24 protein-coding genes are annotated in these 25,655 nt (G+C 48.2%); 14 read left to right on the top strand and 10 right to left on the bottom strand.

All coding sequences use genetic code 11. From position 1 onward, the window contains the following. Positions 1 to 70 precede the first annotated feature (70 nt). Together DUW71_RS04900 and DUW71_RS04895 are read right to left on the bottom strand one after the other, a co-directional pair. The gene (locus DUW71_RS04900; protein ID WP_119394116.1) at positions 71 to 1,795 is read right to left on the bottom strand and encodes a PAS domain-containing sensor histidine kinase; all 1,725 of its coding nucleotides are present in this window, start codon (positions 1,793 to 1,795) and stop codon (positions 71 to 73) included. Further along, on the bottom strand, positions 1,782 to 2,171 hold the full coding sequence (locus DUW71_RS04895) for a response regulator (protein WP_119394150.1): 390 nt from the start codon (positions 2,169 to 2,171) through the stop codon (positions 1,782 to 1,784). The genes DUW71_RS04900 and DUW71_RS04895 overlap by 14 nt, the downstream gene beginning before the upstream one ends. A gap of 184 nt (positions 2,172 to 2,355) precedes the next feature. Here DUW71_RS04895 and DUW71_RS04890 point away from each other — a divergent pair, with 184 nt between their 5' ends. After that, positions 2,356 to 4,122, top strand: a complete 1,767-nt coding sequence (locus tag DUW71_RS04890; protein ID WP_119394115.1) for an SLC13 family permease — start codon at positions 2,356 to 2,358, stop codon at positions 4,120 to 4,122. Between the two features lie 209 nt (positions 4,123 to 4,331). Here DUW71_RS04890 and xseA read toward each other — a convergent pair whose 3' ends face one another. Next, positions 4,332 to 5,729, bottom strand: a complete 1,398-nt coding sequence (xseA, locus tag DUW71_RS04885) for an exodeoxyribonuclease VII large subunit (RefSeq protein WP_158583878.1) — start codon at positions 5,727 to 5,729, stop codon at positions 4,332 to 4,334. Between the two features lie 83 nt (positions 5,730 to 5,812). On the opposite strand from xseA, the gene guaB reads away from it, so the two are divergent. The 4 genes from guaB (at position 5,813) to DUW71_RS04865 (ending at position 10,829) form a co-directional block, all read left to right on the top strand. Then, complete coding sequence (guaB, locus tag DUW71_RS04880; protein WP_119394113.1) at positions 5,813 to 7,282, top strand: IMP dehydrogenase; 1,470 nt, start codon at positions 5,813 to 5,815, stop codon at positions 7,280 to 7,282. Positions 7,283 to 7,377: 95 nt separating this feature from the next. Beyond that, positions 7,378 to 8,949, top strand: coding sequence for a glutamine-hydrolyzing GMP synthase (gene guaA / locus DUW71_RS04875; protein WP_119394112.1), 1,572 nt, complete (start codon positions 7,378 to 7,380; stop codon positions 8,947 to 8,949). 513 nt (positions 8,950 to 9,462) lie between these two features. After that, positions 9,463 to 9,774: a hypothetical protein gene (locus tag DUW71_RS04870; protein ID WP_119394111.1), complete on the top strand. Its 312-nt coding sequence runs from the start codon at positions 9,463 to 9,465 to the stop codon at positions 9,772 to 9,774. A 98-nt stretch (positions 9,775 to 9,872) separates the two neighbouring features. Beyond that, positions 9,873 to 10,829 (top strand): transposase, encoded by a 957-nt coding sequence (locus DUW71_RS04865; protein WP_119394110.1) that lies wholly within the window; start codon positions 9,873 to 9,875, stop codon positions 10,827 to 10,829. A gap of 20 nt (positions 10,830 to 10,849) precedes the next feature. Here the strand turns inward: DUW71_RS04865 and lipA are convergent, their stop codons facing one another. Beyond that, positions 10,850 to 11,881 carry a lipoyl synthase gene (lipA, locus tag DUW71_RS04860; protein ID WP_119394109.1) on the bottom strand — a complete coding sequence of 344 codons (1,032 nt, stop codon included), beginning with the start codon at positions 11,879 to 11,881 and terminating at the stop codon, positions 10,850 to 10,852. A gap of 320 nt (positions 11,882 to 12,201) precedes the next feature. Here lipA and DUW71_RS04850 point away from each other — a divergent pair, with 320 nt between their 5' ends. The 4 genes from DUW71_RS04850 to rhlB all read left to right on the top strand — a co-directional run bounded on the left by DUW71_RS04850 (position 12,202) and on the right by rhlB (position 15,483). Beyond that, positions 12,202 to 12,741, top strand: coding sequence for a hypothetical protein (locus DUW71_RS04850; protein ID WP_119394107.1), 540 nt, complete (start codon positions 12,202 to 12,204; stop codon positions 12,739 to 12,741). A 267-nt stretch (positions 12,742 to 13,008) separates the two neighbouring features. Further along, positions 13,009 to 13,242, top strand: a complete 234-nt coding sequence (tusA, locus tag DUW71_RS04845; protein ID WP_119394106.1) for a sulfurtransferase TusA — start codon at positions 13,009 to 13,011, stop codon at positions 13,240 to 13,242. Beyond that, positions 13,239 to 13,775: an elongation factor P hydroxylase gene (locus tag DUW71_RS04840; protein ID WP_119394105.1), complete on the top strand. Its 537-nt coding sequence runs from the start codon at positions 13,239 to 13,241 to the stop codon at positions 13,773 to 13,775. Before tusA ends, DUW71_RS04840 begins: the two co-directional genes overlap by 4 nt. A gap of 508 nt (positions 13,776 to 14,283) precedes the next feature. Beyond that, on the top strand, positions 14,284 to 15,483 hold the full coding sequence (gene rhlB, locus DUW71_RS04835) for an ATP-dependent RNA helicase RhlB (RefSeq protein ID WP_407690489.1): 1,200 nt from the start codon (positions 14,284 to 14,286) through the stop codon (positions 15,481 to 15,483). 252 nt (positions 15,484 to 15,735) lie between these two features. Here the strand turns inward: rhlB and DUW71_RS04830 are convergent, their stop codons facing one another. The 3 genes from DUW71_RS04830 to DUW71_RS04820 form a co-directional block, all read right to left on the bottom strand. Continuing rightward, positions 15,736 to 17,157 (bottom strand): 1-acyl-sn-glycerol-3-phosphate acyltransferase, encoded by a 1,422-nt coding sequence (locus DUW71_RS04830; RefSeq protein WP_119394103.1) that lies wholly within the window; start codon positions 17,155 to 17,157, stop codon positions 15,736 to 15,738. Positions 17,158 to 17,283: 126 nt separating this feature from the next. Continuing rightward, positions 17,284 to 17,976: an NAD-dependent deacylase gene (locus DUW71_RS04825; protein WP_119394102.1), complete on the bottom strand. Its 693-nt coding sequence runs from the start codon at positions 17,974 to 17,976 to the stop codon at positions 17,284 to 17,286. 146 nt (positions 17,977 to 18,122) lie between these two features. After that, entirely contained in the window at positions 18,123 to 18,731 is a 609-nt protein-coding gene (locus DUW71_RS04820; protein ID WP_119394101.1) for a 3'-5' exonuclease, read from the bottom strand. A 145-nt stretch (positions 18,732 to 18,876) separates the two neighbouring features. On the opposite strand from DUW71_RS04820, the gene DUW71_RS04815 reads away from it, so the two are divergent. From DUW71_RS04815 to DUW71_RS04800, 4 genes are all read left to right on the top strand, one after another. Beyond that, entirely contained in the window at positions 18,877 to 19,773 is an 897-nt protein-coding gene (locus DUW71_RS04815) for a hypothetical protein (protein ID WP_119394100.1), read from the top strand. A gap of 10 nt (positions 19,774 to 19,783) precedes the next feature. After that, positions 19,784 to 20,716: a hypothetical protein gene (locus tag DUW71_RS04810; RefSeq protein WP_119394099.1), complete on the top strand. Its 933-nt coding sequence runs from the start codon at positions 19,784 to 19,786 to the stop codon at positions 20,714 to 20,716. Positions 20,717 to 20,731: 15 nt separating this feature from the next. Further along, positions 20,732 to 21,376, top strand: a complete 645-nt coding sequence (locus DUW71_RS04805; protein ID WP_119394098.1) for a thiol:disulfide interchange protein DsbA/DsbL — start codon at positions 20,732 to 20,734, stop codon at positions 21,374 to 21,376. A gap of 132 nt (positions 21,377 to 21,508) precedes the next feature. Beyond that, positions 21,509 to 21,730, top strand: a complete 222-nt coding sequence (locus tag DUW71_RS04800) for a hypothetical protein (RefSeq protein ID WP_119394097.1) — start codon at positions 21,509 to 21,511, stop codon at positions 21,728 to 21,730. Positions 21,731 to 21,981: 251 nt separating this feature from the next. Here the strand turns inward: DUW71_RS04800 and DUW71_RS04795 are convergent, their stop codons facing one another. Beyond that, positions 21,982 to 23,571, bottom strand: coding sequence for a methyl-accepting chemotaxis protein (locus DUW71_RS04795; protein WP_119394096.1), 1,590 nt, complete (start codon positions 23,569 to 23,571; stop codon positions 21,982 to 21,984). 122 nt (positions 23,572 to 23,693) lie between these two features. Next, entirely contained in the window at positions 23,694 to 24,317 is a 624-nt protein-coding gene (locus DUW71_RS04790; RefSeq protein WP_119394095.1) for a hypothetical protein, read from the bottom strand. Positions 24,318 to 24,633: 316 nt separating this feature from the next. Here DUW71_RS04790 and DUW71_RS04785 point away from each other — a divergent pair, with 316 nt between their 5' ends. Then, positions 24,634 to 25,230, top strand: a complete 597-nt coding sequence (locus DUW71_RS04785) for a hypothetical protein (protein ID WP_119394094.1) — start codon at positions 24,634 to 24,636, stop codon at positions 25,228 to 25,230. Between the two features lie 31 nt (positions 25,231 to 25,261). On the opposite strand, the gene DUW71_RS04780 is transcribed toward DUW71_RS04785, so the two are convergent. Continuing rightward, positions 25,262 to 25,462, bottom strand: a complete 201-nt coding sequence (locus DUW71_RS04780) for a hypothetical protein (protein ID WP_119394093.1) — start codon at positions 25,460 to 25,462, stop codon at positions 25,262 to 25,264. Positions 25,463 to 25,655: the final 193 nt, after the last annotated feature.

Raw genomic sequence — 25,655 nt, 5'->3', positions numbered from 1 at the left:
TGGTTAAATAATTGACCTGTATTGTAGTGCTTATTAAGCTATTAACCCAAGCAAGGAAATACTGAGCTATTCAGGATAGCGGGTTTAGCGGCAACTCAATGGTAAACACCGTCGGCTGTTGCGCGTTAGTCAAACTTAGCGACCCGTTGTGAGCTTCACTGATTGCTTTAGCAATGCTTAGGCCCAAGCCAGTGCCTTCAAAATTGCGTTTAGCATCGCTTTCGGCTTGGGTAAAGTGGTCGAAAAGGTAGGGAACAAACGCTTCCGGTACACCTACCCCGGAGTCTGTTACTATTAACTGCCACTGGCGATTTGCCAATAATTGTGCGCGTATTTCTATTTCGCTGTGTGGAGCTGAAAACTTAATAGCATTGCTAATTAGTTGCCCGAGCGCTTTTTGTAAGTTGGTAGCGTCGAACCATGCTGTAAAGCCGGTAGGTAAATCGCAAAAAGTTTTAATGCTCAAGTTTTGCCGCTCGGCTTGTGGCAGCCAGGTTTCAATGCATTGGAGCAAAAACGGTTCAACCTGATGCTCGGTTACAACAAGCTCCGACGGCTTAAAAAGGAGCTTTTCCATATCAAGTAGATCGCTAACAATAGACTGCAGTTTGTGTACATTAGCTAGCGCAATGTTGCACAGCTGATCAACATCTTGTTTGCCTTTAATCATGGTCGGCAGTAACCCTACCGCGCCTTGTATGCCAGTTAGCGGTGTTTTTAGCTCGTGGCTTACCGAAGCAATAAAGTCACTCTTTAACTGCGCAATGCGCTCTTGCTCACTTAAGTCGTATATCAATACCCATACTTCGTTTTGTTTGATGTTTGCACTTGTAGTAATTTGAGCGGGCTTTTCGTCATCGGCAATTTTGAGTACTTGCTTGAAAGATTCATGTGTGCCAGTCCACAAATGATCTGGCAACTGCTTGAGTAGCTGTGGTTCCGGGTTCAAATAACCATTTTGCATTTGGCTGTTGACCTCTAGCCACACCATACTCTTGGTATCCACCAGCCCAATTGCAAAAGGCGCCTCGCTGAAAAAATGGCGGAGTCGCTCTTCGCTTTGTTTAATTTGAGCACGTTGCAAGTAGGATTGCGTAATATCTTGAAAGGTGCCAAATACCCCAATAACTTTGCCATCGTGCATTTCGGCTCGGCCTACTGCCCGCACCCAGATGGGCTTCTTGTCGATTGTTAGAAACGGCAGCTCTAAGTCGTATGGCGTGCCTGACTCCATTAATTTTGCTACGGCTGGGTCTATGATTGGCCTTGCTTCAGGGGCGTAGAAGTTCAGCGCGGTAGCAATGCTTGGGGTAAATGTTTTTGGGTCTGTGCCGTGAATTTTGTGGGTAATGTCTGACCATTTGATGGTATTGTTATTGAGGTTCACTTCCCAGTACCCAATACCATGCGATTGCTCTATTTCATATTGTAAATCGGCTTGGCGCTTGCTATCGGTTACGTCTCTAACGCATGCATAAATAAGTTGTTCTTCAATAACGGCTACCGAGTTCCATTCTAGCCAGCGGTAGCTGCCGTCTTGGTGCTGATAGCGGTTAGTGAACTTGATGACCTTGTCGCCCTCGGCGAGCCCGGCAGCAGCCTTTAAAGTTGGCTCAATATCATCGGGGTGAAGGAACTCAATATAAGGTCGGCTTTTTAGCGTATCGACCGGCCAGCCCAGGTGCTCACTCCACGCTTGGTTGAGTGAGATAAGGAAACCATCAAAGTTAGCCACACATAACATATCGATGGAAAGCTCGAATAAGCGGCTATGTAGCTGGCTAGTGACTGGCATAGCGGTTAAACACTTCTTGCAACTGAGCGGCGAGCTTTAAGGGATCAAAGGGTTTTTCGATTACTTCTACCGCGCCAACTTGGCGGTAATGTGCTAGTGCATCGGGTTGGGTTTTGGCAGTAACAAATACCGCTGGCTGAGTAGAAAAGTTGGGCAACTCTCGCAATGCCAGAAGCGTTTCTGGACCACTCATGTTAGGCATCATTACATCTAATACCAGTAACTGAGGTTTAAATGCGGGGGCCTGCGCAAGGGCCGCGGCACCAGAAGAGCACATGAGCACTTCGTAGCCACCAATAGACTCAAGCGCGAGCTTGGCGATCACCTGAATGTCGGGGGCGTCTTCTACATAGAGTATTCGAGTTAGCGCAGTCATCATGAACTCAACATGCTATTTAACAAAAGAATAGTTCAAAGCTGGCGCCATACAAGTGACACCTAAAAATGCGATGCTTTATCTTTGCTTATTTCCGTTTATCATAAAGCTCTAAGAAATAGTGCTTTTACGTGTATAAGAACTTAGGTTAAGGTTCACACACTTCGTCGTTTAGGAAAGTTTTATGTCTTGGCACGCGTGGTTTGCGATTGCCGTTGTGGCAGTGACTTTGAGCACTCTCATTTTTACCCGATTCGCCACTCATTTGGTTATGCTAGCCGCAATGACAGCATTGTTGTTGGCAGGGGTTATTGATGCTCAAAGCGCGTTAGCAGGGTTTGCTAATCCAGGTTTAGTGACCGTTGCCGCCATGTTTGTGGTGGCTGCAGGGGTGCACGGCTCTGGTGGTATCGACATTTTGGTTAATCATGTTTTAGGTAAGCCTCGAAGCCTAGCTTCGGCGATTTTGCGTATTGCTGTGCCAGTTTCATTGTTAAGTGGTTTTTTGAATAACACGCCGGTTGTGGCAACGATGATTCCAGCCGTTAAACGATGGGGCGCGCGCATTCAGCAACCTGTGTCAAAACTTTATATACCCCTCAGTTATGCGGCAATTTTGGGTGGTACGCTCACCATGATTGGTACGAGCACTAACCTGGTAGTGAATGGTCAGGTTCAGCAGATTACCGGTGGTGAAGGGTTTGGGTTGTTCGACATTACCGCTATTGGCATTCCAGTGCTGATTGCTGGTATTGGGTTAATGTGGTGGTTTTTCCCTAAGTGGTTACCGCGTAACGATGTTGAGCACGTGTTTGCCAACAAGCGTGAGTTTACGCTTGAGGTTAGTGTTACCCCTAACGGGCCACTAGAAGGCAAAAGCATCAAAGCAGCGGGTTTGCGCGCTTTGGAACGCGTGTTTCTGGTCGAGATTGGCCGCGGTAATAATATTATTTCGGCGGTGCCTCCTACCATGGAACTGCGTGGCGGTGACCGCTTAGTATTTGCTGGTGAAACGGATGCTGTATCAGACTTATTGCACATAAACGGCTTGGAGCCTTCGGTCACCGATAGCACACCGATTATCGATCGCAACGACCCAGACCGACGCTTAGTGGAAGTAGTGGTTTCGCAACATTGCTCGGCTATTGGCGAGGCCATCCGTGACTCAAAATTCCGTGAGCGCTATGGTGCCGTAGTGCTAGCTGTAGCGCGAAATGGCCAGCGCGTGCAGGGTAATTTGTCGAATATTACCTTAACGGCTGGTGATACCCTGTTGCTCGAAGCTCGCTCGGCGTTCGTGTCTCGCCAGCGCTATAACCGCGATTTTTTGTTGGTAAACGATCTAGAGGCTGAGCCGCCAAGGTATGGTAGAGCATACTTGGCCTGGGGGTTGTTACTTGCGGTAGTGGTTGCCGCCGCAACCGGGGCGTTGAGTATGCTACAAGCGAGTCTGGTTGGCGCCATTGGTATGGTTGTAACCGGATGCTGCTCGGTATCGCAAGCCGAAAAGAGTCTAGATTTACCAGTATTACTTACTATTGCTGCTTCATTCGCTCTCGGTGCCGCGCTGAAAGAAACTGGCGTTGCCGAAGTATTAGCAGAAGTGTTAGTTGGCTGGGGTAGGGGAGACGCTTGGCTTCTGCTCATTCTTACCTACTTAATGGTGGTGCTACTCACAGAAGTTATCACTAACAATGCCGCGGCTTTGCTGGCGTTACCAATAGTCATGCACACAACGCAGCTACTTGGTGTGCCATTCGAGCCCTATGTTATGGCAATCATGATCGCCGCCTCGGCAAGCTTTATCACCCCGTTGGGCTATCAAACTAACTTAATGGTGTACGGCCCCGGCGGCTACCGCTTCGCCGATTTTATAAAAGTAGGCATTCCAATGTCGCTGTTAGTAGGGTGTGTCGCCATCGTCACAATTGGCTTGGTGTACTCGCTGTAGTCGGGACACCCATGGTTAATCAGGACACCCATGGTTAATCAGGACACCCATGGTTAATCCAATTATAAAACATGACTCTGTGATCCTAGATAGTGTCTAGTGGGTGTCCTACGTATCCTCCCGATTGGTTTCAATACTATGGGTTTCTCAATTATATATCGATGGGTGTCCTGGTTAAGTTAACGATGGGTGTCCCAGTAAATCGCAAATCAGTCAGCCGTCGTTTGCACTTGCCCATCTTTGAATCGCACAATTAGCTTGTCGCCTGTTTTGACCTTGGTTGCACTTTCGATGGCTTTGTTTTGGGCGTCGGTAGTAATGGTGTATCCGCGCTCCAAAGTGGCTAGCGGGCTGAGGGCATTTAGCGCTCTCACTTGTTCTACAAATAAACTCTGTTTGCCTTTTAATTGCTGATTTACGGCGTAGTCCAATGCCTCACAGCTGTGGGATAGTTCCTTCTGTAGGTTTGCATGGAGGTTGGCGATGATTTGTGGGTTAAGCCTGCTTTGTAAACTAGCAAGGGCTTGGCTCTCGGACTTTACCGCTACATTGATAGCCTTGCTCATCCTTGTGGTTAAATTATCCAAGCGCTCCTCGGCGTTTTTTACTCGGTCTTTCGGGTGTCGAAGCCGATTGCTTAAGCCTAATAGCCCTTGCTCGGCTTGTTTGATCTGCCAGCCCATAGATCTATCCAAGGCAAGGCTTGCTACATCTAACTGTTGCTGTTTTTGTTGGAACTGTCGGTCGTATTGGCTTTTTAAGCGCTTAGCCAAGTCTACTAGGTTTCTGCGCCATACTGTTTGGTCGGTGCTCACTAGCTCGGCTGCCGCTGTTGGCGTAGGGGCGCGCATATCAGCTACGAAGTCAGCAATGGTTACATCTGTTTCATGTCCAACCGCACTCACCAAAGGGTGCTGGCAGTCAAACATTGCTCGTGCAACAGGTTCGGTATTGAACGCCCAAAGGTCTTCTAGGCTGCCGCCACCACGGCCAATAATAATGGCTTCAACTTCTGTATCGCTGCTGGCTGCTTTTAAAGCATTTACTATTTCAGCAACAGCAGCTTCACCCTGAACGGCAACTGGCCAAACTTTTACCTTAATTAGTGGGTTGCGCCGCTCAAGCGTTGTGCAAATATCGTGAATTACTGCACCAGTGGCCGAGGTGATCACGCCAATGCAATGCTTGGCTTTCGGTATGGGGGCTTTGTGTGCGCTATCGAATAAGCCCTCAGTTAGTAACTTGGCTTTTAACTCATCAAATGCGCGCTGTAGAGCGCCCAAACCAGCATTTTCAATGTGCTGCACAACAAGCTGATATTCACCGCGGGCCTCGTATAGGCTAGCTTGCGCGGTTGCCACAACTTTATCGCCATCTTTTAGCTCTGCTGGGCTGCGTAACCTATACTGGCGAAACATAGCACAACGAACTTGGGCGTTATCGTCTTTCAAACTGAAATAGGCATGGCCGGAGCGTGGGATGGAAAGGTTGGAAATTTCACCTTCAACGCGTACCGTACCCACCACATCATCCAGCAGAATACGCACTTGCTGATTCAGCTGGCTAACACTTAGGACGGTTTGATTGACATCTTTATTTTCATTCATGCGCCATTGGCCGTTCATTTGTTGCGATTGTAGCGGTATAATGCCGCGCTAAATTTTATCTCACCAACCGGTAGGACTCACATATGCTGCGAATTCGTGAAGAAGCACTTACGTTTGATGACGTATTATTGGTCCCGGGTTACTCTGAGGTACTTCCTAATGAAGTGTCGCTGAAAACCCGCCTAACACGCAACATCGAACTTAACATCCCGCTGGTTTCTGCTGCAATGGATACGGTAACCGAAGCACGCTTAGCCATCGCGATGGCGCAGGAAGGTGGTTTGGGTATTATCCACAAGAGCATGACCATTGAAGATCAAGCTCGTGAAGTTCGCACCGTTAAAAAGTATGAAAGCGGCGTTGTACGCGACCCTATTACTATTGATAAGACAGCCACCATCCGCGAGTTAATCAAGCTAACGCGCGAGAATAACATTTCAGGTGTGCCTGTAATGGATGGTGGCAACCTTGTGGGTATTGTTACCTCTCGTGATATTCGCTTTGAAACACAGCTAGACCAGCCTGTTTCGGCAATTATGACTGGCAAAGACAAGCTAGTAACAGTGAAAGAAGGCGAGAGCCCAGCGCGTATTCAAGCATTAATGCACGACCACCGTATTGAGAAAGTGCTTGTGGTTGACGATGAGTTTACCTTAACAGGTCTAATTACCGTTAAGGACATCCACAAAGCCGAAGCGTTCCCGAATGCATGTAAAGACAGTCAAGGCCGTCTGCGCGTGGGCGCTGCAATTGGTACTGGCCCAGATGGTGAGCCACGTGCCAAAGCACTTGTTGAAGCTGGTGTAGACGTAATCATTGTTGACACCGCGCACGGCCACTCTCGTGGGGTAATTGATCGCGTTCGTTGGGTGAAGGAAAACTTCCCACAAGTAGACGTGATTGGTGGCAACATTGCTACCGCTGAAGCTGCCATTGCACTGGCAGATGCTGGCGCCGACGGCGTTAAAGTGGGCATTGGTCCTGGCTCTATCTGTACAACGCGTATTGTTGCGGGCGTGGGTGTCCCGCAAATTTCAGCTGTTGCCGACGTTGCCAATGCAATGAACCAGCGCGGCGTACCAGTTGTTGCTGATGGTGGCATTCGCTTCTCTGGAGATATCGCTAAGGCTCTCGTTGCTGGCGCATCAGTTATCATGGCAGGTGGTTTGTTTGCTGGTACAGATGAGTCGCCAGGTGAAGTTGAGTTGTTCCAAGGTCGCGCATACAAGAGCTACCGTGGTATGGGCTCTTTAGGCGCGATGGGTCATTCGCAAGGTTCAAGTGACCGTTACTTCCAAAGCGCCGACGCCGGTGTTGAGAAGCTAGTACCCGAGGGTATTGAAGGCCGCACAGCTGTAAAAGGCCCACTTTCAACCGTTGTGCACCAGCTAATGGGCGGTGTGCGAGCGGCAATGGGTTATACTGGCAGCGCCGACATTGAAACCATGCGCACCAAGCCGGAGTTTGTTCGCATTACCAACGCTGGTATGACGGAGTCGCATGTTCACGACGTGCAAATTACTCGTGAAGCGCCAAACTATCGTCGCGGCTAAGTAATAGATTTATAAATTTTGAAGCCAGCATCTTGCTGGCTTTTGTTCTTTCTAAAATAGGGGCATCACTGCCTTCTAGTTATGGGAAAAACCATATGCAAGACATTCATGCGCATCGCATTCTGATTTTGGACTTTGGCTCACAGTACACGCAGCTCATCGCTCGCCGTATTCGTGAGATTGGCGTGTATTCGGAAATTCACGCGTTCGATATGAGCGAAGAAGATATTCGCGCCTACAACCCAAACGGCATCATTCTTGCCGGTGGTCCGGAATCAGTACCAGAGCCAGGCTCTCCACGAGCGCCTGAATGCGTATTTGAAATGGGCATTCCAGTGCTGGGTATTTGTTACGGCATGCAAACCATGGCTGAACAGCTTGGTGGTAAGGTGCAAGGCTCAGACGTGCGCGAGTTTGGCTATGCACAAATTGAGCGTGCCGAAGATTGTACCCTACTGCACGACATTGCTGACCATGTTACAGACGGCAAAATGCTGCTGGATGTATGGATGAGCCATGGTGATAAAGTATCGGTTATGCCAGAAGGCTTTAAAGTAACTGCTACCACACCAAGCTGCCCAATTGCAGCCATGGGTAACGATGTAAAACGCTTTTATGGCGTGCAGTTCCACCCAGAAGTGACTCATACACTACAAGGCATGCGCCTGTTAGAGCGTTTCGTTCTCAACATTTGTGAGTGCGACGCCCTGTGGACACCTGCAAAAATCATTGAAGACCAAATTGCTCGTGTGCGCAGTCAGGTTGGTAACAAGAAAGTGCTACTGGGCTTATCTGGTGGGGTAGACTCTTCAGTTGTTGCCGCACTATTACATAAAGCCATTGGTGATCAGCTAACTTGCGTATTCGTAGATAACGGCCTGCTGCGCAAAAATGAAGGCGATCAGGTCATGGAAATGTTCGCCAACAACATGGGCGTTAAGGTAATCCGCGCAGACGCTGAAGACTTATTCCTTGGCAAGCTCGTAGGTGAAGCCGATCCAGAGAAAAAGCGCAAAATAATTGGCAATACCTTTATTGAAGTGTTCGATGCCGAAGCGGCGAAAATAAAGGATGTTGATTTCCTTGCTCAGGGCACTATTTACCCTGATGTTATTGAATCGGCAGCGTCAAAAACTGGCAAAGCACATGTGATTAAGTCTCACCACAATGTTGGTGGTTTGCCAGAAGATATGAAGATGGAGCTAGTTGAGCCACTTCGTGAGCTATTTAAAGACGAAGTTCGCAAGATTGGTTTAGAGCTTGGTTTGCCATATGACATGGTATACCGCCATCCATTCCCTGGCCCTGGCTTAGGTGTTCGTATTCTTGGTGAAGTTAAGAAAGAATACGCCGATATCTTGCGCGAAGCTGATGCCATATTCATTGAAGAATTACACAAAGCCGACTGGTACCACAAAACCAGCCAAGCTTTTGCTGTATTCCTGCCGGTGAAATCTGTGGGCGTAGTAGGTGACGGCCGCCGTTATGAATGGGTTATTGCACTACGTGCGGTTGAAACCATCGACTTCATGACAGCGCGCTGGGCGCACCTGCCATATGACTTGCTGGAGAAAGTAAGCAGCCGAATCATCAACGAAATCACCCAGGTATCACGCGTTACCTACGATGTATCGAGCAAACCCCCTGCAACCATTGAGTGGGAATAACCCGATAACGATAAAAACCGCGCTTAGGCGCGGTTTTTTTTGGTTCGCGTTTAATCAGGACACCCACGGTTAAACGTTTAATCGGCGTTTTATTGGGACACCCATGGGTAGATTTAACTGGGACACCCACGGTTAAATAGAGCACCTATTGTTAGCCTGAACACCTATCTATTGATCAGCAAAAAAACCTTTGAGTTCATCGTGTGCCACTAAAGGGCAAGGGTAGTTCTATTCGTCATTCAAATTAAAGGTGGGTGTCCCGCTTAACGCACAATTTAACGATGGGTGTCCCTGTTATTTCGCCAAGATTTATTGGGGTGAAAATAGCGCTTAAAATGTTGTTTTAAGTTCTAAAGTGTTTTCATTATGTAACTGAATGGCGTTCAGGTGGCAGATATTTAACCAGATAAGCCAGTTTTAGTCTTTACACGGTTTTGCAGAATGCGAATCCTGCTGCTAGTTTGTTTCACTGATGTTACAAATAAATGAACCCAAAAAAGCAGGGAGAGCACAATGGACGAAAGAGAACTTTTCGCGCGTAGGCTTGGTATTAGTTTGCCATGGCATGTTGAAGAAGTTGAGATGGTAGACGGTGTATACATCGTGTTTGTCATTTACGTAGGAACGCTAGTTTACTGCCCCACTTGCGACAAAAAAGCAGATATTCACAAAGTCGAAAAATGCAGCTGGCGTCACATAAATGAGTCTGAAGAGCCAACAATCATCCACTGTGACGTGCCCATTGCAAGATGTAAAAAGCATGGAATGATGCAAATAGAAGTGCCTTGGGCATTGTTCCACAAAGGCTTTACTGAGATTAAATAATACCTGGGGCGCTGTTTCACCCTTTACGAACTATTACAAAAAAACCGTCATAGCTGTTCAAATATACACTAATATGTAGTTGTGGATATGGAGGGCATATGACGGTTTCCCGCGAATCTCAAATCTCTTTACCGGACACTAGTGCATATCACATTTTCATGCGAAGTGTTCGCCAAACAAGCATCTGTGGCGTTGATCCTTTCACTCACCGATCCTACGAGCATAGAAAAGAATGGATAATAAGCCGCATAGAGCAGCTTGTTCGCAGCTTCTGTATAGGTGTAGCGGCCTACGCTATTATGCCGAATCACTATCACCTGGTAGTAATTGTTGATAAGAATACTGCCGAGCAGCTGACTGATAATGAGGTGGTCGCCCGATGGGGAGCCATCTACAAAGTCCCGCACGCAGTCAAAGCCTATATTGAAGGTGATGCTGCTTTCCAACACGTTGCACAACCCATTATTGCCACTTGGCGTGAGCGCCTTTTTGATATTTCTTGGTTTATGAGAAGCTTGAACGAGTACATTGCTCGCAAATGTAATGCAGAGGATGGGTGTGTTGGTCGGTTCTGGGAAGGCCGCTTTAAGTGCCAAGCTGTACTGGATGAGCGTGCTTTGCTAGCTGTTATGGCTTATGTAGACCTTAACCCTATACGAGCCAAACTTGCCACGCACATTTACGATTCTTCATACACAAGTGCGTACGAACGTTTGCACGGTGGAAGCATACCCAATCAGAATCGAGAATGTTCACCCTGGCTACTGCCCTTTGACAGTGAACACTTGCCGTTTAAGGAAGTAGCGTACATGGAGCTACTAGAGTGGACAGGCCGGCAAATTCGAACAGATAAACCTGGCTTTATCGACCCTAAGCTGCCTTGGCTTACTCAGTTATATCAGTTTACCCAAGGTGGCTGGGTGGATGTATGTCAGTCTCTTGAGCAGCGTATTCATGGTGCAATAGGTGCTGTTGCCAAGGTAGTTCAGTACAGAAAGCACTGTGGATATGTGCGAAGGCGGCCGTCGAAAGTCGCCATCGCACTATTTCCTTAACTATTGCAAACCTGGGTGCGCTATACAGCTTTAACAGGAATGAGGTTCTCGTTCACAGGAACTGATGGTAACTCAATACCAAGGTTGTTTTTCTCGAATACCTTATCGGCTCGGTAGCTAGAGCGGACCATAGGGCCAGAAGCAACCTCCATGAAGCCCATTTCTAAACCAACATCTCGGTAGTTTTGGAACTGCTCTGGCGTTACGTATCGATCAACCGGTAAATGGTTTTTTGTTGGGCGCAAATACTGACCCAGCGTCAAAATATCTACACCAATTTTGCGAAGATCGCGCATGGTTTCGAAAATTTCCTCGTCTGTTTCACCAAGCCCAACCATAATACTTGTTTTGGTTAGCACCTCAGGGTTGTGCTGTTTGGCAAAGGCGAGCACATCAAGTGTTTGCTGATAGCCCGCTCGGTTGTCGCGCACAGGGTGGGTCAAGCGCTCTACCGTTTCTACATTCTGGGCAAACACGTCTAACCCGGAGTCTACTACTAGGGCGACATGGTCCATATTGCCGGCAAAGTCAGGCGTTAACGCTTCTACTTTGACCAGTGGCGTACGCTGCTTAATGGCCGCCACACAGTTGGCATAGTGTTGTGCGCCACCATCTTCCAAGTCATCTCGGTCTACCGAGGTGATGACAATATAGCGCAGCCCCATCAATTCGACCGATTCAGCCGTGTTGGCAGGTTCATCTTGATCGAGCCAGCCTTTGGGGTTGCCCGTATCTACGGCGCAAAACTGACAGGCGCGGGTACAGACCGAGCCCATAATCATAATGGTGGCTGTCCCGTTACTCCAACACTCGCCCATGTTTGGGCAGTGTGATTCTTCACAAACAGTGCTTAGGCGATGTTCGCGAACATTCGCCTTTACCTCTTGAAAGCGCTCTCCACCCGGAATTCTAGCTCTGAGCCACTTCGGCTTTGGCCCTGATTGACCCTCTTCTACAGGTTTGTTTGCGCGCTTGCGAACGCCATTCTTAATTGCATTAAACCCGTGTTCGCTGCGGTACTTAGCGCCGCTTTCAATTTTGTTGTCAGTCATTAAAAGACCTCGAAGGCTGTAGCAGGTGCACTGCTGAAAAACATAATTGAGCCTATTATATCAGGATAATTGGCGCACAGCAGTTACGCTGCTTTCATATTGATGCGATTTCAAGACAATACGCAGGCACCATCACTAAAGTTTGCAAGCGCAAGCACACTGGTGCTTGACCGGGACACCCATCAAAGCATAAAACATCAAGGACACCCACCAATCGCCATATTTGCTGTCCAGTACTCGGTAAAGATTAAATACTTGGCATTGCTTTTGAATGCTGACGGTTATCAACTGAATTTGCGTCAAAAATAAGGCAGGTAGTCATGGTGACGTTAGATATGATCGATGCAGCGGTGAAAGTGTCGCTTGGCATATTAGTTTCGGCAATCTGTTTCTACTGGTACTGGAATGCACAGCGCAAGCGCGGCGTACATTTGGACGTTGCCAGCAGGCGGCGCTTAGAGCTATTGGAGCAGGTGTCTAGTGAGGTTGCTGAGGTTCATCACAATTATCAGCAGTTCCTCACCTTAACACTGGAGTTTGCTCGCCATGGTCGCCGTTGGCCAGCAAGCCGTAGACAGGAATTGCGTCGAAAATCTGACGAACTAGTCGCCGCGTTCAAATATTTGTCGTCTGCGGAGTCAACTTTACTGTTGCTGGGTGAGAAGAACCTTGAGCGAGCATTGCGTGGTTATGGTGCGAAAATTGTACAGCTTCGCCGCCTTGTCTCGGCAGATAAATATGAATTTGCGGCCGAGGAACTGGCGCTGATTGAAGACCTAAAGAAAGACATCGGCAAATTAAGAGATGCATTTTACGATACGCTTTCTAGCCGCTTTGGCACCTCTTTTCGGCTAGCGTAAGGGTCAATAATGAGAGATGAAACTGACACAAAGTCTTGGTACCGGAAAAAGCGAAAGCCCTGTGCAGCATGCATGGCAAGAGCTCTGCTGCTTGGGTTTGTGCTAGTGGTGGGTGTCCTGCTTTACTACATGTACTACCAATAACCGTACACTCAAGACAATTGTTCAAAAAATGCGCGTGAGTTTATTCTCATGGGTGTTACAATGGCGCCGCGCTAATGTGTTGGCGCCTTCTGTGTTTTCAGTGAGCAATATTTAGAGTCGTGAATGTCTGAAATCAGTAACGTGTTAGATACTCAAGGGCTGCGTTGCCCTGAGCCAGTGATGATGTTGCACAAAGCCGTGCGCAATGCCGAGCCAGAAAGTTTGATAAAGGTTGTAGCAACAGATCCTTCAACACAGCGAGACATCCCTAAATTCTGTCAGTTTTTGGGGCACACACTGAAAAGCCAGGAACAAAACGGTGAGTTATTTGAGTTTGTGGTGCAAGTGAAAGCATGACCACGGCAGCACAAATTATCGAAATATTTAATTCACTTTTCATTGAAAGTGAGCGCACCAAGCTAATTGGTGGTGCCAACGAACCAATATACCTTCCATACAGTCAGCAGCGTCCGGTTGCTGAGCTATACTTTCGAGCTGATTACGAGCGAAGCGCCCTGCACGAGATTGCACATTGGTGTGTTGCAGGCCCTAAACGGCGAGAGTTGGAAGATTTTGGTTATTGGTATCAGCCAGATGGGCGAGATGCGCAACAACAGCAAGCTTTTTTTCAGGTAGAAGTTGAGCCGCAAGCATTAGAGTGGTTGTTTGCCATTGCGGCTGGTATCCCTTTTAGCGTAAGCGTTGATAATTTGACTGGTGAACCACTGGATACAACACCATTTCGTTTAAACGTTCAACGTGCCGCTAACCGTCGTTTAGCGGAGGGGCTGCCACCAAGGCCTGCAAAACTAATTGCTGCATTTCATAAGCAGTGCCCGCAAAGCCAATGGGACAAAGCGAAAGATCTCGTGGCGCAGGGCTGTTTCTAAAGTTTGGAGAACATGAATGTCTGAGCAGACAAAAACGAATAACCCTGTTGAACAAGTAGAAGACGTTCAGCAAACCGAGGCAGGTAAAACCAGCCAGGACACGCAAAGTAATAGTCAGGACACCCACCAAAATTCGCCAAAAGACGGCGACACCTCACCAGCTGCCGACACCGAAAGCAGCTCTGAAGCAAACAAATCGACGCCGAGCATTGAAGAAGAACAGCCTGTCACTCAAGAAATAGAAGAAAAGACGAGCGACGAGCCTAAAAGCCAGAGCGAAACAGTAGCTGAAAAAAATGGCAACCAAGGGCAGCAGGCTGAAGCGCATCAACCTGGAGCTGAAGAGCAAAAGCTTGAAGAGGCTGCGGGTGCAGAAACAAATGCTAATAAAGAAGAAGCTGTTGAAACCAAGCCTAAATCAACTAAGCAGCGATCGCGTCGCAAGCCAAGAGCCAAGAAAGACACCAAAGCAGAAACAAAGCCAGAAACCAAAGCAGAAGAGCCTGTAGTGGTGGCTGAAAAGGATGCAGCACCAGAACCTGCCAGTAAGGTTGCATTCGCTAGCTTTAACTTACCAAAACCAATTATGAAAGCCATTGATGCAGCTGGTTTTGAGCATTGCACCGACATTCAAGCACAAACTCTACCGCATACGCTGTTAGGCAAAGACTGCATTGGTAAGGCACAAACCGGTACGGGTAAAACTGCTGCGTTTCTATTGTCGGTGCTGACCGACCTGTTAGAAAACCCGCTACCAAAACAATATAACGGTGAGCCGCGAGCCTTGGTGCTTGCACCGACTCGTGAGTTAGCACAGCAAATTGCAGCCGATGCCAACCAGCTCACTAAGTTTGCCAAGTTAAACGTAGTTACTGTAGTGGGCGGGATGGATTTTGAAAAACAAAAGCAACAGCTGATTGGCAACAAAGTTGACCTGCTGGTTGCCACTCCTGGCCGTTTAATCGACTTTGTTCAGCGCCGAAACGTCTACCTCGACCAAGTAGAAGTTTTGGTGATTGATGAAGCAGACCGTATGCTCGATATGGGCTTCATCCCAGACCTCCGTCAAATTGTTCGAGCGACGCCTCGCAAAGAAGTGCGCCAAACGCTGATGTTTTCTGCCACATTTACCGAGCAAGTCATGCGCTTAGCACGAAGCTGGACGCAAGAGCCTGTCACTGTTGAAATTGAGCCGACAATGAAAACATCGGACCGAGTTGAGCAACATGTTTATCTCACGTCGAACGATGACAAGTTCCAAATTCTAAAAAACCTACTAGAAAGTGAAGAAATTGAGCGGGCGATGGTGTTTGCCAACCGCCGTGATCTGGTGCGCCAGCTTACCGAAGACCTAAAGCGTGCGGGTATCGACTGCGCCATGCTCTCAGGTGAAGTGTCGCAAGACAAGCGTGTGAAAGTGCTCAATCGCTTTAAGTCTGGCCAAGTAAAAGTAATGGTTGCTACCGACGTAGCCGGCCGTGGCATTCACGTGGATGGCGTAAGCCACGTTGTGAACTACACACTGCCAGAAGATGCAGAAGACTACGTACACCGTATTGGCCGCACCGGCCGTGCTGGCGCCAAAGGATTGTCGGTTAGCTTTGCCTGTGAAGACGACTCGTTTTTAATTCCAGATTTGGAAAAGTACCTCGGCAAGAAAATCGAACTAGAGCGCCCTCCTGAAGAGTTACTCGCCCGAAAATCATAATAACTGAGCCCGCTGCAGCGGGCTTTTTTTTGCTTTGGGAAATTATCGGGACACCCATGAATAACCGGGACACCCGTGAATAACCAGGACACCCATCGATAACCAGGACACCCATCGATAACCAGGACACCCATCGATACCTAGGACACCAGTGTATAACTGCACCGGTGGGTGTCCCTGTAAGCACCTGTAAGCATCCAATTATCGATGGGTGTCCCGATTAATAGGTGTCCCGATTAATAACGCTCACGTTTATATCGTGTCGGCATCGCCATAGCGCTCGTGGAGCCTCGCGAGTCGGTTGACAATGGCTTGGCGCTCAGAAGCGAGTTGGCGCACTAGGGTATCATGGCGCTTGAAGAAAGTTCGAACCAGAATTTTGTCACGATAATTAGTGATTTTGCCGCGATAGTGTAGGGCAATTAATCCTGTTGGTAGAAACGTCGCCACATAAATGAAACTGTTGGTAAGGTTTCTATCGGTAAACTGCCATAACCACAAGCCGAACAGAACATAGCTTATAATGAAGGTGATCACGCCAAAGCCGAAGTAGGCGAACGTGCGAATTGCCTCGTCTTTGAATCTACGTGCCAAAAAGCGAGTAGTGAACCATGGCAGAAAATTATGCAAAGCGCCGTAGGCTGCAAACGGGGCCATAGCAAGTGTATATACAGTCATTTTTAAAAGAAGTAAGCGTTCACGAACTGGCTGCTTAAATGACTGCTGGAAGTCTACCTTTAAGTTAACCTGACGCAAATGGGCCGTATATCGTTCTACTCTATTACGCAGCAACTCAACAGCCATGGGTTCAGCAATGCTTGCGCGTGACAATGTTTGATTCAGTCGAGCCTTGCCCTCAAACACATCAGACAGCTCATCTACTGACACAGGCGTTGGCCGGAACCAAGTGGTAAACTTGCGCAAAAGCCGCTGCCAGCGAGTAGCGGGCGGGCCTGGTAACTTAGACGCCTTTGCCTCAATTGCCTCATAGTATAAAGAGCCCAGATCATTAATCAGGTGGCTAAGGCGCAAGTCTTCAATATGGTTCGCTTGCCTTCTGAGCTCCTTCTCAATGGTGCCAGTAAGTGCTGCTATCGCTTGGTCTGGCGCTTTTTTATATTCATCCTTAAACGCAGCAACTCGAACTGAGCGGCCAAATCTGAGCAATGCTGACGACATGAAGAGCTCACGGCTTTCAAAGTTAATGCCCACCGGCACAATAACAAGCCCTAAAGAAAAATCGTTTTTTGCTTCCGCTTCCAAAGCAAGGCGAGCAGTTCCAGACCTTAAATTAGCAATTTGCAGGCTTGGCGAGTTGCGCCCCTCGGGGAAAATGCCAACACATTTGCCTGCTTCTAGCCGCTCAATCACCTTGGCAAACGCTTGCGCAATGGCCGCCTCACCACGCCCGCGTTCAATAGCAATAGCGCCAAGTTGTTGATAGACCCTAGACAGTATCCGTGACCGGAAGAGTTCACTTTTTGCTAAATAGTTTACTGGGCGATCCAGCTGAGTAGATAGTAGCACCGAGTCGAGAATAGAGCTGGGGTGGTTGGCAGCAAGAATGACTGGGCCAGTAGTAGGTACTCGGTCAGCAAACTTGGCATCGATATGCAAAAAATACAGCCGAGTAATTGCCCGAAGGAGTAGGCGAATAAACCGATAAAGGCGCATGGTGCTCCAAATGGCGCGATATACAAATTAAAGTATACGCTTAGACAATGAATGGGGCCTAAATACTGGGGATAAATGATCATTGAATGCTGGGTGTCCAGCTGGTTGCTAAGACAAAAACTATATCTACTGTGCTATCCAGCGCTGTACCAAACTTGGAACAACCTTGGCGGCTTTGCCTTGCAAATATTCATAATTCGCTGGTGGTGCTTCAAGGTCTAGAGCGTTAATTACCTTTTCTGCATTCGGGTGGGCATAGCGAACTAACCCTGCCACTGGGAACACGTTTAAAGAAGTACCTACAACAAGTACTTTGCCTGCGTCACTAATGTGATCAAGCGCCGTATCAATGTGCTCAACGGCTTCGCCAAACCAAACAATGTGGGGCCGAAGCTGTCCGCCTAGCTCACAGGTGTCGCCGAGGTTGATATCCTCATAGCCAATGTTAAACACTGTCACGTCATCATAAACACTGCGAGCTTTAGTGATCTCGCCATGTACATGCAAAACATTGCTCGAGCCACCACGTTCATGTAAATCGTCGATGTTTTGAGTGATGACAACTACCTCAAAATGCGACTCGAGGCTCGCAATGGCCATATGCGCAGCATTTGGTTTGGCCTGCTGAATTTGCCGCCTGCGCTCATTGTAAAAGCGCAAAACCAGCTCATGATTTGCCGCAAACCCCTCCGGGCTCGCAACATCCTCCACTCGGTGCGACTCCCACAAACCATCCGCCGCCCGAAACGTATTAATACCACTGTCGGCACTTACCCCCGCACCAGACAAAACCACAATCTTGTTTGGATTCATCGCCATCTTCGCTCCTAGTTTTGTTGATGGTTCTATTGGGACACCCACCGATGAGTTTACTTCTAACCGGGACACCCATCATTATTAAGCAGGGCACCCATCAACATCAGCTACTGCGAATCACGCAAAAATATCGATGGGTGTCCCGCTAATTAATCAGCAACAAACGCAGCAACTGCGCGCCACACCATTAGTGCTGAGTGCGCGTCGCGGCCGGCATATAAAATTTGCTTCTCGTTTAATGGCCAGCGGCTCCAATCCGACATTTGAGCACTTTTACTTAGCTGCTTGCCAAGCAACATCGCCACGGCTGGGCGCGCACCAATAGGTTTCTCATCTTCCATAAACCTAGCCAGTTGCCGGCTAACATCCGCTTTATTCAAAACCTTCACCCCATGTTGGTTCTGAAGTTGGCGGTTGTCGTCTTTTAAACCGAAGCCCACCTTTACTACCTGCTGACTTGCTACAATAGTTAGCCCTATTTCAAATACATCAGCCAATGCAGCCGGGAAAAGGTAAGCGCGCTCGACCGTAGCAAACTGAAGTAGATGCGGGCCAACCTCAGGTTCGCCCTTCTTAAAACGCGGCTTGCTCTCGGTATCAAAGCCTACCTCATATTGCGCAATCAGCAGTGCCGCCACCTCTTTTGCCTTAGTACTACAGGTAACCACCTCTATTTGCTCAAGGCCAATATCATCGTAATCGGGAAGCTGAGCAATACTGTGTTTGAGTGGCCGGGTGAACTGGGGCTTCGCGATCATTGATGGGTGTCCTGGTTATTATTGATGGGTGTCCTGATTATTAACTGATAAAAGGTGGGTGTGGTGCAACGGCTAATATCGATGGGTGTCCTCAAAGTGCTGCCAGTCGTGGTATCTTATCACTTCCATGCAAAAGGATATCGCCATGAAGAAGTTAACCTGGTTTTTTACGCTGGCCGTTTTGCTGCAAGGTTGTGCCCAAGACCAATCCCCTACCAACGCTAGTGGTTCTGGCACCCCGCCACAAACTGAGTGCACATCACAAGCAAACTACAGCAATACACAAACTAGCAAGTTCGGCCATTACGTAGTTACCAGTGATTACCAATGCAACAACGCGAATACTATTGTTGTTCGCGAGCTGCCAGCAACCCTTGCAAAAGACTCTCAGGGAATTGACTACAACTCAGACCTGCGCATCGACCGCTTTTACACTGTGGCAAAAGCTCCCGACTTTCAATATGCAGAAGTATTTGTAGAAACAACCAATACCTCAAAAGCGCCAATCTGCCCACGCTTCGATATTGAACTATTCGGCCCCGCGGGCAAGCTTGTGGCAGATGGCTTTGCTATTGAGCCAGTGCTGGCGTCGTTCGATTACTGGTATTACGGTTGGGTTTGTGTAGGGCCAGGTGAAAGTGCGCTATTCCATGGTGGGATGGTGATAAGCGAAGAGACTGTTGAACGGGCGACGCTAACACCAAGTTTTTGGCAGGCGCCAACGCACAAGCCTGCCAACTACAAACTCACAAGCATTGCCCTTGCCGACAACACGTTAAGAGTCGACTTCAGCCTTAACCATACAACCTTTGCCCAATCCAATCACCCAAGAGTTCTGATACAAAATGCCGATGGGTACTTTGTCGCGTCGTCAATCTCGGCAAATCACGAACGAACACGGGTATATTTAAAAAGCGAAGCGCATTACTACGCAAGCTCTTCCGCGTTATCCAAATTATCGCAAGGTGATCGTATATATATTAGCCCGGACCTTATACCCATTGAGCTGCGCGGCGCGCAACCTAGCTTTGTTCAGCAATAAGGATTTCGCCATGAAAAAGTTATCATTTTCACTGCTTGCAGCCTTGCTACTTAGCGCTTGCGCCGAAACTATAAACGAGCAAACTACCAGCACAGCAAACACACAACGAAGCACTAACCAGCAGTTTGGAAGGCTAGGGCAGGTGCAAATATTGCCCAACACCACTAATGGTGCTTGCTCGCTTACGCCCCTTACGCAAACAGGCGAAAACCAATACGGCAGCTATGTGGAAGCCGGTAATGAACACTGCAGTTCAACCTCGTATACTCGCCAAGTACTAGAGTATCCCGTAACGGTGATCAACAATAATAATCGCATACAGGTTCACAAAGCCTATATCAGCTGGTTAGATGATCGTGTTTCTAGCACGTTTATCGAGTTCGAAAACATCAGCGGCGAAGTGCTTTGCCCAAATCTAAACATGCAAGCCATAGGAAATGACAGCACGGTACTGCACGATACTTATTGGTATCAAGCGGGCTTTTTAGTTGCCAGTAACGCTTATTTAGCGTTGCATAACAGCTGCCTAATGCCACAAGAAAGCGCTGTTTTGTTCGACTACAACTCTGGGTTGGATAACGATGCAACTATTAGCTACCTACAACTTGAGCTGGCCGAGAATGATGGCTATCAATTTGCCCCATCGGCATTCACATTAACATCCGTTACCGCAACTGAAAAACAAACCACAGTAGGGGTAAGCCTAAACCCAGACATGGTTGGCATTGGCATGTATTCGCAAATGCTAGTGCAAGATGCGTCAGGTTATTTTATCGACTTCGACTACATGCATCGAGATGTTGAAACGATATTTAAGGTTAACGAGGCGAGCATGCCATATAACCGCACATTAACTACATTACAGCCAGGGGATAAACTGTACATGGTGCCAGACTTGTTCCCACTAGAAAAAATAGGCCCGCTACCAAGCATAAACGAATAGACTTTAGGACACTTGATGAAACACATACTACTAACCATTGCTGCGCTATTTTTATTAGCCGCCTGCCAGCCAGTTGAAAGTGACGTGGCAGACACCAGCACAGCAGCACAAGCACAATTCGTAGAAGGCACGCACTACCAAAAAGTGAGCGACACGCGAACGGCGGAAAACGAAGTTCGTTTGTTCTTCAGTTACAACTGCGGCTTTTGCAACGCCTTCGACCCAGTGTATGAGCAAATGAGTGCCGAACTGCGAAACGAACAGGCACCCATCAACATAGAACACACACACGTTGATTTTGTCGGCAGCAACGGCGCCGACATGACCTGGGCTCGTTCAATGGGCAAAATTCTAAAAGTAGAATCGCAAACCGCACCGCTAATATTTAGTGCCATTCACAATGACAAGCGCCGCTTAACACGCGACGACGTTCGCCAAATATTTCTAAGCATTGGCGTAGATGAACAAGCGTTCGACGCCGCAGCTAACAGCTTTGTAGTACAAGGACTGCAAGCACAACAACGGCAGCAAGCGCAAGATGCGCAAATACGTGGCGTTCCCGCAGTGCGAGTGAATGGTAAATACCAAGTGATACACAGCTCAGTAGCAAGCCCACAGCAACTGGCCGAGCTAGTGCAGCACGTAGCTAACTTGGACTAATTAAGTGGGACACCCATCGATAAACCAACGTAGTGTAACCGGGACACCCATAGTTATCTGGCGTACAGACCGCATAATAGCTACCGGGACACCCATAATTAGCCGCCAGCCCATAACCCAAAAGGCCAAAGCATGAGCGAAAACTTCATTCCAACCACTTACGACGCTTGGAAGCATTGCATCACCAAAGAGTGCGAAATAGAGCTAACGCTACCCTATGTAGAAGCAAGATTGGAAGCCCTGCAAAACGACCATGACGAACACACCCGCCAGTTTGTGCAACTATACGGCGAAGGCTACCACCAAACGGTAATTGCCTGGTTTAAACAAGCCCGCCGCGAACTGAGCAATTAGAAGGCCAGGAATTCTGCGGAACATCCAGTGCGTTGCGGGACACCCATGTAATGGACTAATTAGCGATGGGTGTCCCAGCTAATTACATGAACAAAGCACCAGTGGGTGTCCCAACAACTGGGTTAATGAGCAAAGCACCGTTGAATGAACCGACTAATCCACCGACTAATCCCGCCGGTGGTTAGCACGAGCTCATCGGTCATTCCCGCGCAGGCGGGAATCTAGCGGCCAAAGGGGGGAGTGGGCTCCCCCTAGGTTGGCACACTAAACTTGTCAATCATGGCGTCTAGATCGCGAACGCGAGCCTGCAGCGCTTTGCCTGTGTCGTCGGCTAGTTTTGACGATTGCAGCGCTTGGTTGGCAATGTTGGCAACCGAAGTGATTTCGGTGTTAATTTCCTGCATAGCAGCCGACTGCTGCTCAGCGGCGGTAGCAACCGACTCCACAACGTTGCTCACCTGCTGAGTTTGCTCAACAATACTTTTTAGCGCGTCGATTGCATCGCCACTAATGGTAGTGCCTTGCTCTACAATTTGAGTGCTTTGCTGCATTCTTACAACCGCTTGCTCGGTGTCGTTTTGAATGGCACTAATAGACTCGTCTACCTCGTTTGTAGCTTGCGCGGTACGCTCCGCTAACCCTCGCACCTCATCGGCGACAACAGCAAAGCCTCGCCCTTGCTCGCCTGCGCGAGCGGCTTCAATGGCAGCGTTTAATGCCAATAAATTCGTTTGCTCGGCAATTTCAGTAATTACCTTGATCACCTCGCCAATTTTCTCACTGCGTGTGCCAAGACTGCCAATGGTTGCCGAAAGTTCACCAATAGTAGTAGATGCCTGATGAATATTGCTAACAACCTGGTTGACTGTTTCGCCCCCCTTTTTGGCCACGTTGCCTGCTTGCGAAGTGATTTGAGAGGCGTTGCTGCTTTGTTGCGCAACTTCGCTAATGGTAAGGCTCATTTGATTGGCCGCGGTGGCAATTTGCTCTGAACGCAGCGCCTGCTCTTGGGCGCCGTTGAAAACATCTTTATGAATGTTGGCGAGCTGCTCGGTGCTAATTTTTACCTCGGCACCAACTTGTTTAATTTGGCTTAGGAGCGTGACCAGTGCTTGCTGCATATGATTAATGGCTTGCGCCACAGCTTGGATTTCATCATGGTTTTTGCGCACTAACGGCGGCAGCTTAAGGTTGCCACTGGCAATTTCCGAGGCCTGCAAAGACAGCGCGGCAAGCCCAGATTTAATTGATTTCACTACCAACCAAAGCACGGTAATGGCCAAAATAACAGACACGCCAGCCAGCACTAAGGTGACCAAACTGAGCAAGCTTAACTGAGCCTTCACTTGCAACATAGCGCTTTCAGTATCGGCCCGTTCATCCAGCGAGCCGGCCTCTAACAGCGACTCAAGAGGTTCGATAAACTGGCTGTCTACCTCTTTTACCGAGTTATAATTTAGCCAAGCTGGACTTGTTGAGAAAATAACTTCGACCGATTCGATAAGCTGCTCAATCAGTGCTTCTATTTCATCGGTTTGCTCTGGCTGCTCATAGGTTTTTAAGACTGCAAGCTGTTCATAAGTGGCAGTTTTGGCGAGTTCATACTCCTCAGTAGCACTGCTAGAGGAGGTAATATGAGCCAGCAGAGCAATTTTGATTTTTTTTACCTCATCCATTAACAACAAGTAGCTAATGGTGCTTGGCACATCGTCGTCGGCAACATTGTCGGTAATGGCAGTAATTTGCCGCTCTTGCCAAACAACGTAAAGGGCCGTTGCGGCAAACATTGTGAGTAGCAAGGTAACCATCGCGATGAGGCGTTGCGAAATAGAGAGGTTCATTGGTACTCCATAATTGGTGAGCTCTACACAAGCATAGACAGCCCCAACGATGTTGTACCAATGCACGGGTGGTAGTTTTGTAAACCACCAACCCGCCAACTAAAACGTTTTACACCGCCTGCTTAGTTAACAAACTTAAACGAGATGCCCGTTTGAATGTTGTCTTGCAGGCCCGACTCGGTTAAGAACTTCTGGTAGCCAACCTGCAAAGACAAGTAAGCACTTGGGTCTGGGTGGTTATGGCCATTTAACAAGTTAATACTCAACGTAGGGCGCACAAAATAGCCACCGGTTAGGTCGAACTCCTCGTTGCTTGGGCAGTTAGAGCAGTAACCACCATCGGGCATACTGTACGAGCGCTGGCCCGACAAAAACATACGGCCAACACCCACACCCGCGTGTACCCAGCGCATATGGTTGTACTCGGCCACCGCCTCTAAAGTAAACGAATAAAAGCCTGCTTCGTTATCGATGGTGTAGGTATCCGAACCATTGCTAACCACAATAGACGACACATTAAAATCTTCTGGCGAGTAAAACCCCGCACTAGCGCGGCCGCGCAAATAGCGAGTGCCATACGAGCCGCCAAACTCCCAGCCATTACCAACTTCTTCCGCCACCTGATTCGCCGCCGCAACCTGAGGGTTGATGTTAGCAGGCGCATAGCTTGCCTCCATCGTCCAACTGCCAGCCGCAGCAAGCGTGCTCAATGCACATCCAAATGTGAACGCAACCATGCGCTTCATAGCTCCACTCCAAAACATCCATTAAAAGAGCGCGCATTGTAATGAAATGTATTCAAAAAGGAACTGAGATAACGCAACAGCCAATACAAAAAAGAGCAAGCGCACGGTAAACAACCTAGCCTGTAGTGCCTAAAAGAGTACCGAATTTATATTCAAAAAAGGTATTAAAATACGAACTATTACATATAAAAATGATAAAAATACGAATTATTATAAAGATACTAAAAAATAGATAAAAACTACCCTTGCGGTGAGTTCAAAAAGTAGTCGCCAATGGGTAATATCCGCCGGTCACAAACAAACAACAAGGACCGTAATGAAAGCATCTGCGATTACAATCACAGCCATAACACTTGCCATGGCAAGCCCTGCGCAAGCATTAGAGCACTTCGATAAATACCACAATTACGCAGCCATTGAAGTAGGGCCAATGTTTGGTGTTACCGAAGAAGGCACCTCAAGGCCGCTAGCTGTTCGTGCCTCTGGCCAAACACAGTTAAACACCAAATTCTACGGTGGTGCCTCGTTCGAGCTAGCAAGCTCCAACGACTACAGCCGAACCATTGGCCTTGGCTACGTTGGCGCGCGATTTAACCATCCGTTCGCCGAAACGAGTGACCAAGAGTTCTACCTTCGCGCGGGTGCGCAGTACGACGGCATTACACTAAACCTAGTAGACACACCAATAGACGCGAATGGCATGAGCCTATACCTCGCATTTGGTAGTAAAGATGAGTACTTCTCGTGGTTATATGCCGACCTTGGTTTTTTTATCAATTATGGCTTCATTGATGCAGCTGGTATTAGCTACAAAATGGGCGTTAACTTCACCGACAACCTTGCTGCTGAAGTGCACTTGGAAGGCACGCGCTACAAGCAAACTCTCACCCTTGGTGGAAAGTGGCATTTCTAGGTTAGCCTTAGACGCGCCACAAACGGCTGGGCTAAGCGCCCAGCTCCGCTTTCCGGCGCAGTTTGGTAAACACCTCAGGCCAAAGAATATAGTCACCATAGCGGCCGGTTTTATTCTGGCAGCCTTTACTAATTCCTTTTTCTGTGGCGTAAGCCACTTCATTGGCAAAGTACACCAGCCCAGCTTTTTCAGCTTGTAGTAAGTAGTCTTTGGTGGAAAGGCCAAGCCCCACTATTGGTTGCGCTTAGTTCTACATTGATTCCCGTATTCAAGAGCAAACTATGTTGGCTGTCCTTATGTATAGTTTTGTAAATTTTGTAATTGCAAAGTATGTCGCAAAATAGATACCATCAAGGATGATAAGAGCCTTAGTAAAAATAAGGATAAACTGTGCGCCTCCTGCAAGTTTTGAGTGTTCTCTCCAA

This window comes from Salinibius halmophilus (genome assembly GCF_003577475.1).
Taxonomy (GTDB): Bacteria; Pseudomonadota; Gammaproteobacteria; order Pseudomonadales; family Natronospirillaceae; genus Salinibius; species Salinibius halmophilus.
The sequence above is the reverse complement of the archived record's forward strand: the minus strand, read 5'-3'. Positions and strand labels throughout refer to the sequence as shown.

What these genes read in the sequence shown, in the direction of transcription:
- DUW71_RS04850 (WP_119394107.1), top strand. Translation starts at nt 12,202, where the DNA reads ATGGTGACGTTAGATATGATCGATGCAGCGGTGAAAGTGTCGCTTGGC.
- DUW71_RS04840 (WP_119394105.1), top strand. Translation starts at nt 13,239, where the DNA reads ATGACCACGGCAGCACAAATTATCGAAATATTTAATTCACTTTTCATT.
- DUW71_RS04805 (WP_119394098.1), top strand. Translation starts at nt 20,732, where the DNA reads ATGAAACACATACTACTAACCATTGCTGCGCTATTTTTATTAGCCGCC.
- DUW71_RS04865 (WP_119394110.1), top strand. Translation starts at nt 9,873, where the DNA reads ATGACGGTTTCCCGCGAATCTCAAATCTCTTTACCGGACACTAGTGCA.
- guaA (WP_119394112.1), top strand. Translation starts at nt 7,378, where the DNA reads ATGCAAGACATTCATGCGCATCGCATTCTGATTTTGGACTTTGGCTCA.
- DUW71_RS04800 (WP_119394097.1), top strand. Translation starts at nt 21,509, where the DNA reads ATGAGCGAAAACTTCATTCCAACCACTTACGACGCTTGGAAGCATTGC.
- DUW71_RS04790 (WP_119394095.1), bottom strand. Translation starts at nt 24,317, where the DNA reads ATGAAGCGCATGGTTGCGTTCACATTTGGATGTGCATTGAGCACGCTT.
- DUW71_RS04825 (WP_119394102.1), bottom strand. Translation starts at nt 17,976, where the DNA reads ATGGCGATGAATCCAAACAAGATTGTGGTTTTGTCTGGTGCGGGGGTA.
- xseA (WP_158583878.1), bottom strand. Translation starts at nt 5,729, where the DNA reads ATGAATGAAAATAAAGATGTCAATCAAACCGTCCTAAGTGTTAGCCAG.
- guaB (WP_119394113.1), top strand. Translation starts at nt 5,813, where the DNA reads ATGCTGCGAATTCGTGAAGAAGCACTTACGTTTGATGACGTATTATTG.
- lipA (WP_119394109.1), bottom strand. Translation starts at nt 11,881, where the DNA reads ATGACTGACAACAAAATTGAAAGCGGCGCTAAGTACCGCAGCGAACAC.
- DUW71_RS04785 (WP_119394094.1), top strand. Translation starts at nt 24,634, where the DNA reads ATGAAAGCATCTGCGATTACAATCACAGCCATAACACTTGCCATGGCA.
- DUW71_RS04830 (WP_119394103.1), bottom strand. Translation starts at nt 17,157, where the DNA reads ATGCGCCTTTATCGGTTTATTCGCCTACTCCTTCGGGCAATTACTCGG.
- DUW71_RS04810 (WP_119394099.1), top strand. Translation starts at nt 19,784, where the DNA reads ATGAAAAAGTTATCATTTTCACTGCTTGCAGCCTTGCTACTTAGCGCT.
- DUW71_RS04890 (WP_119394115.1), top strand. Translation starts at nt 2,356, where the DNA reads ATGTCTTGGCACGCGTGGTTTGCGATTGCCGTTGTGGCAGTGACTTTG.
- DUW71_RS04900 (WP_119394116.1), bottom strand. Translation starts at nt 1,795, where the DNA reads ATGCCAGTCACTAGCCAGCTACATAGCCGCTTATTCGAGCTTTCCATC.
- tusA (WP_119394106.1), top strand. Translation starts at nt 13,009, where the DNA reads ATGTCTGAAATCAGTAACGTGTTAGATACTCAAGGGCTGCGTTGCCCT.
- DUW71_RS04820 (WP_119394101.1), bottom strand. Translation starts at nt 18,731, where the DNA reads ATGATCGCGAAGCCCCAGTTCACCCGGCCACTCAAACACAGTATTGCT.
- DUW71_RS04815 (WP_119394100.1), top strand. Translation starts at nt 18,877, where the DNA reads ATGAAGAAGTTAACCTGGTTTTTTACGCTGGCCGTTTTGCTGCAAGGT.
- DUW71_RS04895 (WP_119394150.1), bottom strand. Translation starts at nt 2,171, where the DNA reads ATGACTGCGCTAACTCGAATACTCTATGTAGAAGACGCCCCCGACATT.
- DUW71_RS04795 (WP_119394096.1), bottom strand. Translation starts at nt 23,571, where the DNA reads ATGAACCTCTCTATTTCGCAACGCCTCATCGCGATGGTTACCTTGCTA.
- DUW71_RS04870 (WP_119394111.1), top strand. Translation starts at nt 9,463, where the DNA reads ATGGACGAAAGAGAACTTTTCGCGCGTAGGCTTGGTATTAGTTTGCCA.